The 16,472-nt window shown below is 34.9% G+C and carries 13 protein-coding genes and 2 rRNA genes; 12 read left to right on the plus strand and 3 right to left on the minus strand.

Annotated features, from left to right (window positions below; translation table 11 throughout):
- Positions 1-132 precede the first annotated feature (132 nt).
- The 4 genes from fdnG to fdhE all read left to right on the plus strand — a co-directional run bounded on the left by fdnG (position 133) and on the right by fdhE (position 5,907).
- Positions 133-3,201: a formate dehydrogenase-N subunit alpha gene (gene fdnG, locus A9G12_RS06595; protein ID WP_081299684.1), complete on the plus strand. Its 3,069-nt coding sequence runs from the start codon at positions 133-135 to the stop codon at positions 3,199-3,201.
- Between the two features lie 17 nt (positions 3,202-3,218).
- Entirely contained in the window at positions 3,219-4,193 is a 975-nt protein-coding gene (fdxH, locus tag A9G12_RS06600; protein ID WP_081299685.1) for a formate dehydrogenase subunit beta, read from the plus strand.
- Entirely contained in the window at positions 4,186-4,878 is a 693-nt protein-coding gene (locus A9G12_RS06605) for a formate dehydrogenase subunit gamma (RefSeq protein WP_065565076.1), read from the plus strand. Before fdxH ends, A9G12_RS06605 begins: the two co-directional genes overlap by 8 nt.
- A 111-nt stretch (positions 4,879-4,989) precedes the next feature.
- Positions 4,990-5,907: a formate dehydrogenase accessory protein FdhE gene (gene fdhE / locus A9G12_RS06610; protein ID WP_065565077.1), complete on the plus strand. Its 918-nt coding sequence runs from the start codon at positions 4,990-4,992 to the stop codon at positions 5,905-5,907.
- A gap of 19 nt (positions 5,908-5,926) precedes the next feature.
- Here fdhE and A9G12_RS06615 read toward each other — a convergent pair whose 3' ends face one another.
- Complete coding sequence (locus A9G12_RS06615) at positions 5,927-6,916, minus strand: LacI family DNA-binding transcriptional regulator (RefSeq protein ID WP_065565078.1); 990 nt, start codon at positions 6,914-6,916, stop codon at positions 5,927-5,929.
- A gap of 323 nt (positions 6,917-7,239) precedes the next feature.
- Here A9G12_RS06615 and A9G12_RS06620 point away from each other — a divergent pair, with 323 nt between their 5' ends.
- The 8 genes from A9G12_RS06620 (at position 7,240) to A9G12_RS06655 (ending at position 15,327) form a co-directional block, all read left to right on the plus strand.
- The gene (locus tag A9G12_RS06620; protein WP_065565079.1) at positions 7,240-8,643 is read left to right on the plus strand and encodes a sugar porter family MFS transporter; all 1,404 of its coding nucleotides are present in this window, start codon (positions 7,240-7,242) and stop codon (positions 8,641-8,643) included.
- 16 nt (positions 8,644-8,659) lie between these two features.
- On the plus strand, positions 8,660-9,112 hold the full coding sequence (locus A9G12_RS06625) for a PTS sugar transporter subunit IIA (RefSeq protein WP_065565080.1): 453 nt from the start codon (positions 8,660-8,662) through the stop codon (positions 9,110-9,112).
- Positions 9,113-9,136: 24 nt separating this feature from the next.
- Positions 9,137-10,135, plus strand: coding sequence for a Gfo/Idh/MocA family protein (locus A9G12_RS06630; RefSeq protein ID WP_065565081.1), 999 nt, complete (start codon positions 9,137-9,139; stop codon positions 10,133-10,135).
- 12 nt (positions 10,136-10,147) lie between these two features.
- Complete coding sequence (locus tag A9G12_RS06635) at positions 10,148-11,113, plus strand: sugar phosphate isomerase/epimerase family protein (protein ID WP_065565082.1); 966 nt, start codon at positions 10,148-10,150, stop codon at positions 11,111-11,113.
- A 161-nt stretch (positions 11,114-11,274) separates the two neighbouring features.
- Complete coding sequence (locus A9G12_RS06640; protein ID WP_065565083.1) at positions 11,275-12,234, plus strand: ABC transporter substrate-binding protein; 960 nt, start codon at positions 11,275-11,277, stop codon at positions 12,232-12,234.
- Positions 12,235-12,559: 325 nt separating this feature from the next.
- Positions 12,560-13,525, plus strand: a complete 966-nt coding sequence (locus tag A9G12_RS06645) for an ABC transporter substrate-binding protein (protein ID WP_065565084.1) — start codon at positions 12,560-12,562, stop codon at positions 13,523-13,525.
- Positions 13,526-13,586: 61 nt separating this feature from the next.
- Positions 13,587-14,540: an ABC transporter permease gene (locus tag A9G12_RS06650; RefSeq protein ID WP_065565085.1), complete on the plus strand. Its 954-nt coding sequence runs from the start codon at positions 13,587-13,589 to the stop codon at positions 14,538-14,540.
- On the plus strand, positions 14,533-15,327 hold the full coding sequence (locus A9G12_RS06655; protein ID WP_065565086.1) for an ABC transporter ATP-binding protein: 795 nt from the start codon (positions 14,533-14,535) through the stop codon (positions 15,325-15,327). Before A9G12_RS06650 ends, A9G12_RS06655 begins: the two co-directional genes overlap by 8 nt.
- A gap of 468 nt (positions 15,328-15,795) precedes the next feature.
- On the opposite strand, the gene rrf is transcribed toward A9G12_RS06655, so the two are convergent.
- Both rrf and A9G12_RS06665 read right to left on the minus strand, forming a co-directional pair.
- Positions 15,796-15,911, minus strand: a 5S ribosomal RNA gene (gene rrf, locus A9G12_RS06660).
- A gap of 122 nt (positions 15,912-16,033) precedes the next feature.
- Positions 16,034-16,472 (minus strand): 23S ribosomal RNA (locus tag A9G12_RS06665); the annotation flags it as partial.

The following is a 16,472-nucleotide window of genomic DNA, read 5'->3' on the forward strand; positions in this document are numbered from 1 at the left end:
CAAACTTTAGGTATTTACATCTTTTTTTCCCTTTATTTCCATTTAATAAACGATTATTATTGTGAGTAAATAAGGATCTATACAAATTATAAAATAATAAGTAATGTAATGTCAGCTTTCTAAGGAGTTCATATGCTACTTAACCGTAGACAGTTCTTTAAGATCTGTGCTGGTGGTATGGCAGGAACAACTGTAGCCACACTTGGGCTTGCTCCCAATGTTGCGCTTGCACAAACTCGCCAATATAAATTGTTAAAATCAAAAGAAACTCGTAATAACTGCACCTATTGCTCTGTAGGTTGTGGAATGCTTCTTTATAGCCGCGGAGATGGCGCCAAAAATGCTGAATCTTCTATTTTCCATATTGAAGGTGATCCTGACCATCCCGTCAGCCGTGGTTCTCTTTGCCCTAAAGGTGCTGGCGTTCTAGATTATATCAAAAGTGAAAACCGCGTTAGGTACCCACAATACCGAGCCCCTGGTTCAGATAAATGGCAACGTATTAGTTGGGAAGAAGCAATTGATCGCATAGCTAGGTTAATGAAAGCTGACCGTGATAAAAATTTTGTTGAGAAAAATGAAAAAGGTACTACAGTTAATCGTTGGACTACAACTGGGTGGCTGGTTACTTCTGCTGCCAGTAATGAAACGGGTTGGTTAGCATTTAAAGTTGCACGTTCTTTAGGGATGTTAAGTCTAGAAACCCAAGCAAGGGTCTGTCATGGACCATCGGTATCGAGCTTAGCGGCAACTTATGGTCGTGGCGCCATGACCAACAACTGGAACGATATTAAAAATGCCAATGTGGTTATAGTTATGGGCGGTAATGCGGCTGAAGCGCATCCGGTTGGTTTTAAATGGGCTATAGAAGCTAAAATAACCAATGGAGCTGAGCTAATTGCCATAGACCCGCGCTTTCATCGTACCGCGTCAGTTGCTGATCATTATGTGCCAATTCGTTCTGGATCTGATATTGCATTTCTTCTGGGTGTTATCAATTACCTTATTACACATAATGAAGTTAATTTTGAATATTTAGTCACCCATAGTAATGCAAGCTTAATTGTACGAGATGACTTTAATTTTGATGTTAGTAGCGGACTATTTAGTGGCTATAATGCCAATAATCGTCAATATGATCAAACCAGCTGGGCCTATCAAACAGATGATAATGGTTACGCGCTACGTGATAAGACACTTAATCATCCTCGATGTGTTTGGAACTTGCTGAAACAACATGTGAGTCGTTATACACCAGAAATGGTAAATAAAGTCACCGGCAGTCCTATTGAAAGTTTCGTACATGTTTGTCGCTCGCTGGCTAGTACTAAAACTAATGACCGTGCTGCTACTTTTTTATATGCATTAGGTTGGACACAGCATACTTACGGTACGCAGATCATTCGTACCGCAGCGATGATTCAATTAATACTTGGCAATATTGGCGTAATGGGTGGTGGCATTAATGCACTGCGTGGGCATTCAAACATTCAAGGTTTAACAGATGTAGGGTTATTGTCCAATCGCTTACCCGCATATCTCGAATTGCCTAAAGACTCGCAAGTTTCACTGGAACAATATTTAGCGGAAAAAACACCTAAACCACTCGGACCGACCGAAGTTAATTTTTGGGGAAATTACCCAAAATTCTTTGTTAGTTTTATGAAATCCATGTTTGGTGATAACGCTACTAAAGATAATGATTGGGGATTCGATTGGTTACCAAAATGGGATAAAACCTATGATGTCTTAAGATTCAGTAAAATGATGCGTGATGGTCAAGCCAATGGCTTTATTTGTCAAGGTTTCAACCCTCTAGCCGCGCTTCCCGATAAAAATAGTATCCGTGAAGGCTTATCCAATTTAAAATTCTTAGTTAACATCGATCCTATGCCAACAGAGACTGCTGAGTTTTGGAAAAATCATGGTGAATCAAATGATGTTGATCCTAGCAAAATTCAAACTGAAGTATTCCGGCTCCCAGCTAACTGTTTTGCTGAAGAAAATGGCACCATTGTTAACTCTTCTCGTTGGTTACAATGGCACTGGGCGGCTGCCAGGCCTCCATATGATACCTTATACGATCCAGAAATCATCGCACGTATCTTTCTAAGAATCAAACAACTATATGCTGAAGAAGGCGGTGCTTATCATGAACCGATAAACAGTTTAGTTTGGGATTATCAAGATCCCGAAGGACCGGCAGCTGAAGAACTTGCTAAAGATTATAATGGTAAAGCACTCGCTGATCTTACTGATGCAAACGGTAATGTTATTCTCAAAAAAGGTCAGCAACTTAGTGGTTTTTCACAACTTAAAGCTGATGGTACCACTTCATCGGGTATTTGGATATTCTGTGGTTCTTGGACAGAACAAGGTAACCAAATGGCCAGACGCGATCCAAGTGATCCTTCAGGTAAAGGAGTGCATAGTGGCTGGGCATGGGCTTGGCCAATGAATCGGCGTGTACTTTATAATCGTGCTTCTGCTGATGAAAATGGCAAACCATGGGATCCTAACCGAGTATTAATTAAATGGAACGGTGCAAGTTGGGATGGTAATGATGTTGCTGATTTTACTGCAACTTTACCACCAAGTTCGGGAGCAGGTGCGTTTATTATGAATAACGATGGTTTAGGTGGTTTATTCTGTTTAAACCGTTTAGTTGATGGTCCATTCCCTGAACATTATGAACCATTTGAGACACCTATTTCCAATAATCCACTGCATCCAAAACAGGTTAATAGCCCTGTAGCTAGAGCCTTTAAAGAAGATTTAGCTCGTTTAGGTAATGCCAATGAATTCCCTTATGTTGGCACAACTTATAGTATTACCGAACATTTCCATTTCTGGACTCAGCATGCAAGACTCGCTTCAATAACTCAGCCAGAACAATTTATTGAATTAAGTGAAAATCTGGCTAAGAAAAAAGGCATTAAATTAGGCGATACAGTAAAAGTAACCTCGTATCGGGGTTATATTAAGGCCAAAGCTGTTGTGACTAAACGGCTTCCAACTTTAACTGTTGATGGTAAAGAGATTGAAACCATTGGAATTCCTATTGTCTGGGGATTTACTGGGCAAACTAAGAAAGGTTTCTTGGTGAATGAATTAACACCACATTTAGGTGATGCTAATTCTCAAACACCTGAATATAAATCATTCTTAGTTAATATCGAAAAAGTTACCGTTGCGGCATAAGAATAGGAGGCTAAATTATGTCATTACAAACTCAAGATATCATTCGCCGTTCAGCAACGAATTCGTTAACGCCAGCTCCGCATGTACGAGATTATCAACAAGAAGTCGCTAAATTAATTGATGTCACCACCTGTATAGGTTGTAAAGCGTGTCAAGTTGCCTGTAGTGAATGGAACGATCTTCGTGCAGAAATCGGTCATACTGTAGGTGTCTATGATAATCCTGCTGATTTAGAACCCAAAGCTTGGACCGTGATGCGTTATTCAGAAGTCGAAGTGAATGGTAAATTTGAATGGCTCATTCGCAAAGATGGCTGTATGCACTGTGCCGATCCAGGCTGCTTAAAAGCATGTCCATCTGAGGGCGCTATCATTCAATACGCTAATGGTATTGTCGATTTCCAATCTGAGCATTGCATCGGTTGTGGTTACTGTATTGCCGGTTGTCCATTTAATATCCCTCGTGTAAGCAAAGAAGATAATCACTCCTACAAATGTACCTTATGTGTTGATCGTGTATCTGTCGGCCAAGAACCTGCCTGTGTAAAAACGTGCCCAACTGGCGCAATTCATTTTGGTACTAAGCAAGATATGATTAGGCACGCCGAACACCGAATTGTAGATTTAAAAAAACGTGGTTTTGAGCATGCTGGACTTTATAATCCTGAGGGTGTTGGCGGAACACATGTCATGTATGTACTGCATCATGCAGATCAACCTGAACTCTATCACGGCTTACCAAAAGATCCACATATTAGCGAAATAGTTAAATTCTGGAAAGGCGCTTGGAAGCCACTTTCTGCTGCAACGTTTGTTGCCACATTTGCAGGTTTACTGTTCCACTATATGGGAGTCGGAGCAATTGAAGTCGATGAAGAAGATATAGAAAATGAACAAGAAGCTGATAGGAAAGCGCGAAAACGATTAGGTTTACCTATTTTCAGTGGCAAAAATAGTACCTGCTCATCGCAACAGGAGAACCGTCATGAATAAGAAAAACATGATTTTAAGAACACCACTTATAGTTCGTTTCTGTCATTGGTGTATGGTTTGCCTGTTTATACTAACTGCGCTCTCTGGTTTATCTTTATTTTTTCCTTCTATTAAACTATTTGGGTTAGTGTTAGGTACACCACAATTAGTTAGGGTTTTACATCCAATTATTGGTTGTATTGTATTTGTCATGTTGATGTTTATGTTTTTAAAACTCGCGCATCATAACATTCCTAATAAAGATGATCTCTTGTGGATCAAGAACTTTAAAAAAGTGATTATGGGTAAAGAAGAAGGTATTCCCATTGGTAAATACAACGTTGGGCAGAAGTTTTTATTCTGGTTCATTATGGGATTAATCTCGGTATTATTTGTTACAGGTATGATAATGTGGCGCAGGTATGTTTCAGATTATTTCCCTGTTCAGGTGGTTAGAATTGCTATATTCTTTCATTCGTTAGCTGCTATTGGATTGATTTTACTTGCTATTGGTCATGCTTATATGGCTATTTGGGTTAAAGGCTCAATTAAAGGTATGATTACTGGTTATGTTTCTCGTGCATGGGCGCGTAAAAACCACTCGTCCTGGTATGAACAAGAAATGAAACGAGTTTATCAAAAAGAATTAAACGCTAATGAAAAAACTAAATCACAGTCACCAGAAATAGAGCACAAACCAGCTTAATAGCACAAACTGTACATCTTAAATAATTAATTCCGCTGTCAGCCCTCGGCGGAATTAATTTTTGATAGATGGTCAAGCTTTGGATAAAATAATTAATAATGGCAATTTAAAATGAGCATAAAAATCATTGCACAAGAACAACTTGCACAACAAACCACCAATTCTGTTATCAGAAAAATTCCATTATTATTTTATCCTTTACCAAATACTCTCTATATTCATAGAACCGAACGTTTACGATCTTTAGCCAAACAAAGCCCATTAAGTGATTACTTAAATTTTTGTGCTTCCATTGCTGAAAGGCAAGCTAATATAGTCAAACTTAAACCGATCCAAATGGATTTAGCAGATGCACTGCATAAAGATCAACCACCATTAAGTTTAGATGCGTTGCCTTTAACGGCTATATGGCAAGATTACTTAACAATACTATTAACTTCATTTGCTCAAACTACGTCAGAAATTGCTCAAACCATTGAACAACTGCAACAAAATAGTGTACAGCAATTACAAGATAAGGCTTTATCTTTACTAACAGGTAAATTTGAACAAGTAGCAGGCAATGAATCAGTTTTTATTTGGAGTGCATTATCAGTTTATTACAGCCAACTAGCGAGTCAAATCAAAGGTACTGCAATTGCAGAAAATACAGATAAACATTGGTTTTGCCCTGTTTGTAATAGCATGCCTGTTGCCAGTGTCATTCAATTAGGCAATAACAGTGGGTTACGTTATCTGCATTGTAGTTTATGTGAAAGTGAATGGTATGTTCCTCGAATAAAATGTACCAGTTGCGATAATATGCAAGATATCCAATATTTTTCACTCGAAAATGAGCTAGCAGCAATCAAAACTGAATGTTGTGAAACCTGTCATGGTTATTTGAAAATCTTAGATCAAGACAAAGATCCTCATATTGAAGTTGTCGCTGACGATATTGCTTCACTTATATTGGATATGAAAACAGAAGAAGAAGGCTTTGCTAAAAGTGGCATGAATCCTTTTATATTTAAACATAAGTTAAGATAACAATTTTTCTAAACTATTTCTAATTATTTTTATGAGACTGCCTTAACACTAATTCGCCCTTTATATAAATGTTATTTTCATAATGATAAATCATATTTATTGCTTCTTTTGCTAGAATTTCAACTTTCTGATCATAAGTAGTTAAATTATAGCTAGTAGAGGCACCTAATTGAATATTATCAAAACCAACTATAGCTATTTTTTCATTAAGATTCTTTTCTCTTAATGCATCAATCACACCAATCGCTAAAGTATCATTTTCACAAAAAATAGCATCTACACCCATAGAAAAAGAATTTTTTTCAAGAAAAGATTTAACCATTTTATATGATTGAATAATGTTATATTGTTCAATTTCTAAATTAAAATTTATATTTTTATTATGCATATTTAGCATATCAGAAAAACCATTAAATCTTTGTCTTTTAGCTAAATCATCTATTGGAGCACCAATATAAGCAAATGAAGTATAACCTAAAGACAAAAACAAAGACGCAATTTCCTGCCCGGCTAAATAATTATCAACAGAGATAACTCTTACTCCTAAATGAGAGACATCTCGCCCAATTACAATAACAGGAATCATATTATTAATTTTTGATAATCTAATTAAGTAGTCGTTAAAAAAAGAACCTAGAAAAATAATACCGTCAACTTGAAATTGTTCAGCCTGTTTAATAGTTTTAATATTAATAATATCTTCAATATTAATTAAAATAGGCAATAAATTTTGTTCTTGTAATTGTTTACTAATTTCACGCATAAGTTGATAAAAATAATAATTCATAAAATTATCTACTACGATTGCAATCATTCCAGTTTGTCTTTTTATCAAGCTTCTAGCTACTAAATTAGGCATGTATCCCATTTCTGCCGCTATTTTTTTTACTTTTTCTCTTGTGGCCTCCGAAACACAGTCTTCATTAAGAAATGAGCGTGTAACTGTCCATCTAGAAACACCGGCTTTTTTTGCAACATCAGATGCTGTACTACGATTTTTTTTTATCATTTTGTGAAGTATGTTTGATTTTTATAGATTTGACTATTGTAGAATTGAATTAATTAATAGGCAATTTTATATTTTTTTTATCATTAATGCTCTCGTGAGCAAGAAATCTTATAACAAACATATTTAGGATCTATTACATAAACTATGTGAAGTTATAAATAAAAAAGTAAATCCAATTGCCAAGTTGCTCTCGTGAGCAATCTTAAATAGTTTAGACAAAAAAATTTTTTTACTAACTATTTATAAATTTATAGGGATTATAAAAATTCGCTAAGCTCTCGTGAGCATTAGTGTAATTTCAATTAATAAAAGAGGATAAAATTATGTCAAATAAAGATAAACAAGTTGTCAAAAAAAAATTAAATTTTATTACCCTGATTGCAACAATTGGGGGACTTTGCTTTGGATATGACACTGGAGTTATTTCTGGAGCACTTATTTTTATGGCAACCGATCTTAAACTCTCTTCTATTGCCGAAGGATTTATTACCTCATCTTTATTATTTGGTGCTGCTTTTGGTGCTATTTCTGGCGGTGTTCTATCTGATAAATATGGTCGACGTAAAACCATGCTATTTGTTGCTTTATTTTTTATATTTGGTGCATTAGCTACTTCGTTAAGTTGGAATGTCTTAACAATGCTAATTTCTCGTTTTATTTTAGGAATTGCTGTTGGTTGCGCTTCCGTAATAGTACCTGTTTATATAGCTGAAATGTCTCCTATTAATCGTCGTGAAAGGCTAGTAACAATTAATGAATTAATGATAGTTACAGGACAATTTTTAGCATATACAGTTAATGCTAGTATTGTCAATTTTGCTCCTGAATTAAATCATAATTGGAGAATTATGCTTGCAATCCCGGCTATTCCAGGAGCATTGCTATGGTTTGGTATGTTATTACTTCCTGAATCACCAAGATTTTTAATCAAAATGGGATTCATTGATACCGCCAGAAAAGTACTAAAAACGATTAGAACAAATAATATTGAAGAAGAAATTACCGATGTTCAAATAATTTCTAATAAAGATAACAAAATCAAAATTTTTGATGAATTAAGTAAAAAATGGGTATTAAAACTTATTTTTATTGGATTAATTATTGTATTAGCGACAAGAGTCACTGGAGTAAATACTATAATGTATTATTCACCAACTGTACTTAAAGCAACAGGGCTTGGGGATGCTGCTGCGGTAACTGGTGCTGTTGCTAATGGCTTAATTTCAATCATTGCAACTCTACTTGGTATATTTTTAATAGCAAAACATTCTAGGCGTAAAATGTTTTTTACTGGACAACTAGGTGTATTAATCTCATTAACATTAATAGGGTTAACATTTAAATTCTGTTTTCATTCAGAAATCATTGATAGTCATGAAACCTTAGTTGGTAATTTTTCTGAAGCTAGTTATCTTGTTCTCTTTTTAATGCTCGTATTTTTAACATTTATGCAAGGTTGGATAGCTCCTGCCTTTTGGTTGATGCTATCAGAAATCTACCCATTGCATTTGAGAGGATTAGGAATGGGTATTGCTGTATTTGGACTGTACATTTTCGATTTCATAATTCAATCAATTTTTCCATGGTTATTAAATACTTATGGGGGAGGAATGACATTTAGTATTTTTGCATTTGCAAACGTCATCATGTTACTTGTACTACTTAAGTTTTTACCAGAAACACGCAATTTAACATTGGAAGAAATAGAAAACAAATTCAGATCATAACAAGCAGGAGAAAACTATGTTAACGATAAATAGAAGTAATTATTATTTAAATTGCAAAGCCGAAAATAAAAAAGATGCATTGAGAATAATATCGGACGAATTTATAAAAAGTAAAAATGTTACTACAGACTGTTTTTATGCATTAAGTAAACGTGAAAATCAAATCTCAACTTACATAAGCAATGGTGTTGCTATACCTCACTTATCGAAAGACGATAGAACGATCATTCTTAAAAGTGATATTAAAGTTTTTCAGTTTCCGCAAGGAGTAATGTGGGGAGAATCACATATAGTTTTTATAACAATAGCTGTTTTATCGAAAAATGATAATGATCATATTGATACTTTAAAAGCACTAACTCCACTTATTAAAAATGATGTTGCGATTGATATTTTATCAGTAACAAAACATGTTGATGATTTTGACAAAATTTTATCTCGAATTTTAAAAATTGAAGATTCTAACTAATAAATTATAAAAGGAGTATTACATATGTCTAATTTAAGAATTGGTATTATTGGTCTAGGTTCAATGGGAAAAGGGCATTTTATCAATATCACAGAAAACATTAATGGCGCAACAATTACAGCAGTTTGTGATATTGATACTTCATTACAGGATAAATTTATATATCAATATAGTAATGATGTTTTATTTTTTACTGATCCTAACGATCTGATTAAATCAAATAAAGTTGATGCTATCATTATTGCCTCACCAGATGAATATCATGCAGAACAAGTTATTGAATGCATAAAACTAAAAAAATTTGTGTTATGTGAAAAACCATTAGCAATAAAACTTGAAGATATTGAAAAAATTATTGAGTTGGAAAAATCTTCTCGAGATCACTATGTATCAGTTGGATTTATGCGCCGATTTGATCCTGGTTATATACATTTAAAAAATCAAATTGAAACCAAAGAATTGGGTGAAGTTTTAATGACTCATTCCATTCATCGTAATGTTAAATCATATCCTAGTGGAGATAGTTCAACAACAATTATCAATTCAACTGTACATGAGTTCGATGTTCTAACTTGGTTATTAAATGACGATATTGTAGAAGTAACATGGTTATGTGGGAAAGCAACATCGTTAATGACAAATAGACATGATCCACAATTTCTTGTTTTAAAAACAAAAAATAAAGTACTACATACTATCGAGGTTATGGTGCATGCTCAATATGGTTATGAAGTGAATTGCCAAGTAGTTAATGAAAAAGGTATTTTAGATCTAATGCCGAGTACTACTTATGCTCCATACAAATCAAGTAATTTAGTTAAATCTATAGCTTATCATCCTGATTGGATTAGCCGTTTCGAAGATGCCTATAGAAACGAATTAAAAGAATGGATTGCATGCACAAAAAAACGAGTAATTAGTAATAACATTGCAACACCCCATGACTTTTTACAAAGTATAAAAGTTGCAAATGCATTAGTTGAATCAATGAATAACAACGGTAAAAAAGTTTTAGTTAAATAATAAGGAAAACATATGAAAATCGGAATGGTAACTGATTCATTAAGTCACTTAGAATTTAATGAAATGCTGACTACAGCTAGTAAATTGGGTATTGAAGCATTAGAATTCTGTACAGGAAACTGGTCTAATTCACCACATATTGACCTAGATCGAATGTTAAATAATAGGGAGCATAGAAATGCCTTTATATCAGCAATAAAAGAGCAAGGATTATCAATTGCAGCATTAAATTGTAACGGAAACCAATTGCACCCAATTCATGGAAAAGAACACGATAAAGTTGTTAGAGATACAATCAAGCTATCCAGTCTTATGAATTTACCAATTGTAGTATTAATGTCTGGATTACCTGGCGGTTCACCAACAGATACAACATCAAACTGGGTCGTTACATCATGGCCTCCTGAAACACAAAAAATATTAGAATACCAATGGAATGAAGTAGCAATTCCTTATTGGAAGGATCTAGCCGATTATGCTAAAAGTTTAAATGTCAAACTAGCCATTGAATTACACGGTGCGCAATTAGCTTATAATGTAAGAAGTTTTTTAAAATTAAGACACCATATTGGTGATACAATTGGGGTAAATTTAGATCCTTCCCATCAAATCTGGCAAGGCGCTGATATTTTAACCATTATCAGAGAACTTCATGGCATGATATATCACACCCATATCAAGGATACATGGATAAATAAAAATATCTGTAATAAAAATGGGATATTAGATACTCAACCACCAGAGTTTGCCTATAATAGAAGCTGGAACTTTATTACTTTAGGTATTGGACAAAATGGTGGGGAACAATTTTGGAGCCGCTTCTGCTATGAACTAAGAAATGCTGGGTATGATGGTATACTTAGTATTGAACAGGAAGATGTATTAGTTAATGCTGTTGAAGCTGTTGATAAAAATGTAAATATATTAAAAAATTCAATGTTAATTGGCGCCCCGACATGGAAACCTGCTGATATATAACAAATTGATACATTTAGTAAAAACTCAAACAGTTCCGCTAACACATAGCAGGAACTGTTTTTAAAATTTAAAAAATACATGATGAAATTAAAATACGCCTTAACTTTTAAATTTAACTCTGTTAAACTAAAACCATTGTACTAGTTTATGAGTATTTACTGATGAAACGTTTCTTTTTAGTGATTATTATATTATTACTTACACCTTTTCTTAGTTTAGCTGATGCTGTTAAAAACGTTGCCATTACAGCAATTGTTGAGCATCCTTCATTAGATCAAATACGTGATGGCGTCAAGGATGAATTGGTAGATAGTGGCTATATAATAAATGACAATTTAAATATACAATATAAAAGTGCACAAGGTAGTAGTGCTACTGCCGCCCAAATTGCTCGACAATTTGTAGCGGATAAACCTGACGTGATTGTCGCAATTGCCACACCTAGCGCACAAGCTACCGCGGCAGCCACAAAACAAATCCCTGTAGTCTTCGCTGGAATTACTGACCCTCTTGCGGCTAAATTAATCAAAAATTGGGAACCAAGTGGTACAAACATTACTGGTGTCTCAGATTACCAAGAAACTGGACCACAAATTGAGTTTATGAAGAAAATTGTACCGCATGTTAAATCAGTGGGATATATTTATAGCCCAAGTGAAATTAACTCAACTATAGTTCTAAAAAATTTACAATCATTACTCGATAAACAAAATATTACCCTTGTAGCAGTCCCAGCACAACGCACTGCTGATATTTCAACTGCAGCCAATACATTAAAAGGTAGAGTTGATTTAATTTATACTACCACCGACAATAATGTTGTTTCTGCTTATGAAGCATTAGTAAAATTTGCTAATGAGAATAAAATTCCTCTGTTAGCTTCGTTTCCTGATGCAATTGAACGTGGTGCCGTTGCCGCTTATGGTATGAGCTACTATGATGTCGGTCGCCAATCTGGTAAATTAGTCGTCCGTATTTTAAAAGGTGAAAAACCTGGAGATATTACTCCAGAAATTGGGCAAGCACTTAGATTAGTATTAAATACTGAAGCAGCAGAAAAACAAGGAATTACTTTATCACCAGAAGTTATTCAATCGGCATATAAAGTTATTAATAAATAATCAACTTATAGATGGAACATAAATAATCACAGCTCAATAATACTTTTGCTTTCTTGTTTGTGAGCAAAAGTATTTACTTCTACTTATTTTTTTCTTATAAAATCACATTTTAGTCTTATTAAGATTTTATAATCCAAATAATTATTAAATTCACATACACATAGCATGTGTCTTCATTAACTATTATTAATAAATGCTGTAATTGTTAAATTGTAATTTTAAATTTACACTTACTATTTTTTTAATCTAGAAAATTATTTAAATTTGCTTTATAGTAAGAAGGAATTTATCCTAGTTGTAAAAAAAGTATTACAGAGGAACCAATATGAGTAAATCTATTATAAAGCTAATTATGCTACTGAGTTTATCGTTCACAACTTTTATATCATTTGCTGAACAAAAGTATGTTGCTATTACCGCAATTGTAGAGCACCCTGCTTTAGATAATGTACGTAAAGGGGTTGAAGATGAGTTAAAAGACAACGGTTACATCTCGGGTGAAAATTTCAAATTACAATTTCAAAGTGCTCAAGGTAGCAGTGCGAATGCAGCGCAAATAGCCAAGCAGTTTGTTGCTAGCAAACCCGATGTAATTGTAGGTATTGCAACTCCTAGTACCCAAGCTTTAGTGGCTACGACAAAACTTATTCCTATCGTTTTCACTGCGGTTACCGATCCTGTTGCTGCTAAATTAACCCCAAGTTGGGAGGCTTCCAAAACTAATGTCACCGGAGTTTCCGATGCTTTGCCCTTAGAAACACAAATTGACATGATGCTAAAAATTAGGCCTAATGCCAAAAATATTGGTTATGTCTATAGCCCAAGTGAAATTAATTCAACTATTGTGCTTAAACAATTACAAATTGCTCTTGCCAAGAGGGGAATGACAATTATAGCAGCTCCTGCACAACGGACTTCTGATATATCAACTGCGGCACAAAGTCTAAAAGGTAAAGTTGATTTAATTTATACTACTACCGATAATAATGTCGTTTCAGCCTATGAAGCTTTAGCAAAAGTTGCCAACGAAAGTAAGATCCCTCTTGTTGCTTCAGATCCTGACTCTGCTGAGCGTGGTGCTATCGCCGCTTTAGGTATGAGTTATTATGATCTTGGGCGTCAAGCTGGAAAAATTGTGATTCGTATCCTTAATGGTGAAAAACCCGGTGATATTCCTCCACAAGTTGGAAATATTACCCAGTTAACTATTAATACTAAAGCTGCTGAACGTCAAGGCGTTACATTGTCTGATGATGTATTAAAATCAGCAGCCAAAATTGTCGAAAAATAAATACTACTTTTATATAATCATACCGCCAATTTCTGGCGGTTATTTTTAATGGATTTTATTCATGTCGTTTGAATTTTTATTGGGTTCACTTGGAATTGGACTTATTTATGCGCTAGTTAGTCTTGGGGTTTTTATTTCCTTCCGTTTACTCGATTTTCCAGACTTAACTGCTGATGCTAGTTTCCCACTTGGAGGTGCTATCTGTGGTTTATGCATCTATATAGGAATCGATCCTTGGCTGGCGACTCTATTGGGTATGTTAGCTGGTTGTGCCGCTGGTGCTGTTACCGGTTTATTATATGTTAAGCTTAATATATTACAGTTACTTTCTAGTATTATTGTAATGATAGGACTCTATTCTATAAACCTTAGAATACTAGGTATAGGGCCTTATCTTATGAATGAAACACCCAGAATGGCTGGTTCACCTAATCTACCATTACTAGATGCAAAAACCATTTTCTCGCCATTTATTTATGAAGATTATAGTAATCAATATATAGTTCAACCTCTGATAGTATTGGGATTTGTGATTGTATTTTGGTTATTACTTAATTTATTTCTCAACACCCAAATGGGATTAGCTTTAAGGGCTACAGGAACTAACCAACGAATGGCTAAGTCTCAAGGTATTCCGACTGGATCTATCACAATTCTAGGGATGGCTATATCTAACGGTCTAATCGCATTAGGTGGTTCACTTTTTGTACAAACTCAAGGTGGTGCTGATATTACAATTGGAGTTGGTACTATCGTTATTGGACTTGCCTCAATAATACTTGGAGAAAGTATATTTCCAACTAAACGCATTTGGGCAATCATGCTATCTGTTATTTTTGGTTCCATTTTATATCGTTTATTTATTGCATTTGCACTAAGTAATGAGTTTCTACAAGAAATAGGAGTGGGAACAGAAGATCTTAATCTTATCACCGCAATATTAGTGGTGCTTGCATTAGTATTACCAAAACAATTAAAAAAATACTCCAAGAAAAGAGGTTGTAAACATGATTAAGGTTGAGCAATTACAATTAACGTTTAATCAAGGTACTCCAATTGAAAATCATGTATTAAGAGGTTTAAATCTTAATATAAGTGAAGGAGAGTTTGTTACTATAATTGGCAGTAATGGTGCTGGAAAAAGTTCTTTGCTTAATGTTATTAGCGGTGATTTATTGGCAGATTCTGGACACGTAATTATTAACGAACGTGATGTAACTCGCTGGCCCGCTTGGAAACGAGCAGGTATGGTTGCTAGAGTATTTCAAGATCCTATGGTAGGTACTTGTGAAAATCTAACTATAGAAGAAAATTTAGCTATTGCCTATAACCGTGGATTTAGTTTTACATTATATCCTGCCCTTAATCGTAAAATTAGAACAATATTTAAGGATAAACTCGCTACTTTAAATTTAGGTCTGGAAAATCGATTATCCGATATGATGGGATTACTTTCAGGTGGACAAAGGCAAGCTGTAAGTCTATTAATGTCAACTTTGCAACCATCAAAAATATTATTACTCGATGAACATACTGCGGCCCTTGATCCAAAAACAGCACAATTCGTTTTAGAGCTTACAAACGAAATTGTTTCTACCAATCATTTGACTACTATGATGGTAACTCATTCAATGAAACAAGCCTTAGAATATGGCACAAGGACGGTTATGTTACATCAGGGGCAGGTAGTACTAGATGTATCCGGTGAACAACGAGATAAATTAGTCGTAACCGATTTGCTAGATATGTTTGAAAAAGTCCGCGGTGAAAAAGTAACTGATGATGCATTACTTTTAGGTTAATAATAAATTTAGAGCAATATTTCACAAAAAATATTGCTCTTTTTCCTTCTTTCAATTCTTTGTAAATCCTATTAAATGATTTAAACGCTTATAATTTTTAACATAATATAATTCAGTTATTATAGTTTCTTATATGGGCTATCAACAGTTTAATCCAATTTCAAAACACAAAATAAACAATACATTGTTTTAAAAAACATATTTCAATTATTTTATTCACGGGCTCTATTAAATTCATACAATAAAGAAAAGAACAATGAAACGATTTCGATATAATCATTTTTCTGAAAGAAGAATAAATACAGTCTATGTATTATTAGATTACAGCAATATAAGAAAAAGAAACTAAACTTACAAGAACGACTATTACGAATAGATGGAGCATAAATTCCATAAACAAATGGCTATATTAAAATCTGCAAAAACAAAAAAGCCCAGCATCACAGCTGGGCTCTCACTTATTTATTAGTCTGGCGGCACCCTACTCTCACATGGGTAATACCCACACTACCATCGGCACTACGGCGTTTCACTTCTGAGTTCGGCATGGGGTCAGGTGGGACCACCGCGCTATTACCGCCAGACATATTCTGTATACTCTCATTTCTTTGTTAATGTGTCATACCTTTCTTCTTCATAACACACCAACCCAATCCGGAACAAACTGCTTTTCTTCTACTTAGCGCCCAAAACAACTCCGAGTTGTAAGGTTAAGACTCTCGGTTCATTAGTATCAGTTAGCTCAATGTATCACTACACTTACACACCTGACCTATCTACGTCTTAGTCTCAAACGGACCTTACAGATTCTCATCTGGGAAAACTCATCTCAAGGCTAGTTTCGTGCTTAGATGCTTTCAGCACTTATCTATCCCGCACGTAGCTACCGGGCAATGCAATTGGCATCACAACCCGTACACCAGCGGTGCGTTCACTTCGGTCCTCTCGTACTAGAAGCAAACCCTCTCAATTTTCCTACGCCCATGGCAGATAGGGACCGAACTGTCTCACGACGTTCTAAACCCAGCTCGCGTACCACTTTAAACGGCGAACAGCCGTACCCTTGGGACCTACTTCAGCCCCAGGATGTGATGAGCCGACATCGAGGTGCCAAACACCGCCGTCGATATGAACTCTTGGGCGGT

The organism is Gilliamella sp. wkB112 (genome assembly GCF_001690685.1).
GTDB lineage: Bacteria > Pseudomonadota > Gammaproteobacteria > Enterobacterales > Orbaceae > Gilliamella > Gilliamella apicola_J.

Bases quoted from the DNA above. Each gene is read 5' to 3' on its own strand.
- A9G12_RS06620 (WP_065565079.1), top strand. From the start codon at position 7,240: ATGTCAAATAAAGATAAACAAGTTGTCAAAAAAAAATTAAATTTTATT.
- A9G12_RS06625 (WP_065565080.1), top strand. From the start codon at position 8,660: ATGTTAACGATAAATAGAAGTAATTATTATTTAAATTGCAAAGCCGAA.
- A9G12_RS06635 (WP_065565082.1), top strand. From the start codon at position 10,148: ATGAAAATCGGAATGGTAACTGATTCATTAAGTCACTTAGAATTTAAT.
- A9G12_RS06615 (WP_065565078.1), bottom strand. From the start codon at position 6,916: ATGATAAAAAAAAATCGTAGTACAGCATCTGATGTTGCAAAAAAAGCC.
- A9G12_RS06630 (WP_065565081.1), top strand. From the start codon at position 9,137: ATGTCTAATTTAAGAATTGGTATTATTGGTCTAGGTTCAATGGGAAAA.
- fdxH (WP_081299685.1), top strand. From the start codon at position 3,219: ATGTCATTACAAACTCAAGATATCATTCGCCGTTCAGCAACGAATTCG.
- A9G12_RS06655 (WP_065565086.1), top strand. From the start codon at position 14,533: ATGATTAAGGTTGAGCAATTACAATTAACGTTTAATCAAGGTACTCCA.
- A9G12_RS06640 (WP_065565083.1), top strand. From the start codon at position 11,275: ATGAAACGTTTCTTTTTAGTGATTATTATATTATTACTTACACCTTTT.
- A9G12_RS06650 (WP_065565085.1), top strand. From the start codon at position 13,587: ATGTCGTTTGAATTTTTATTGGGTTCACTTGGAATTGGACTTATTTAT.
- fdnG (WP_081299684.1), top strand. From the start codon at position 133: ATGCTACTTAACCGTAGACAGTTCTTTAAGATCTGTGCTGGTGGTATG.
- A9G12_RS06605 (WP_065565076.1), top strand. From the start codon at position 4,186: ATGAATAAGAAAAACATGATTTTAAGAACACCACTTATAGTTCGTTTC.
- A9G12_RS06645 (WP_065565084.1), top strand. From the start codon at position 12,560: ATGAGTAAATCTATTATAAAGCTAATTATGCTACTGAGTTTATCGTTC.
- fdhE (WP_065565077.1), top strand. From the start codon at position 4,990: ATGAGCATAAAAATCATTGCACAAGAACAACTTGCACAACAAACCACC.